This is a genomic window from Pseudomonas brassicae, assembly GCF_010671725.1.
GTDB lineage: Bacteria > Pseudomonadota > Gammaproteobacteria > Pseudomonadales > Pseudomonadaceae > Aquipseudomonas > Aquipseudomonas brassicae.
This window is the reverse complement of sequence record NZ_JAAHBU010000323.1, coordinates 1-514: the sequence shown is the minus strand read 5'-3', so window position 1 is coordinate 514 and position 514 is coordinate 1. Positions and strand designations below refer to the sequence as shown.

The 514-nt window shown below is 63.2% G+C and carries 1 pseudogene; it reads left to right on the top strand.

Going from position 1 to position 514, the window contains the following annotated elements:
- Nucleotides 1-514 (top strand): annotated as a pseudogene (locus G3436_RS20225) (glucose-6-phosphate dehydrogenase); the annotation flags it as partial.

Genomic DNA, 514 nt, shown 5'->3' with positions numbered 1-514 from the left:
AAGTCGGCATCGAGGGCCGCTGGGGCTACTTCGACAAGGCCGGGCAACTGCGCGACATGATCCAGAACCACTTGCTGCAGCTGTTGTGCCTGATTGCCATGGACCCGCCCAGCGACCTCTCGGCCGACAGCATTCGCGACGAGAAGGTCAAGGTGCTCAAGGCCCTGGCACCGATCAGCGGCGAAGGGCTGAGCACCCAGGTGGTGCGTGGCCAGTACATCGCCGGCTACAGCGAAGGGCGCGCGGTGCCCGGTTACCTGGAAGAGGACAACTCCAACACCCAGAGCGATACCGAGACCTTTGTCGCGCTGCGGGCCGACATTCGCAACTGGCGCTGGGCCGGTGTGCCGTTCTACCTGCGTACCGGCAAGCGCATGCCGCAGAAGCTGTCGCAGATCGTGATCCACTTCAAAGAGCCGCAGCACTACATCTTCGCGGCGGAACAGCGTTTGCAGATCGGCAACAAGCTGATCATCCGCCTGCAGCCGGACGAGGGCATTTCGCTGCGCGTGAT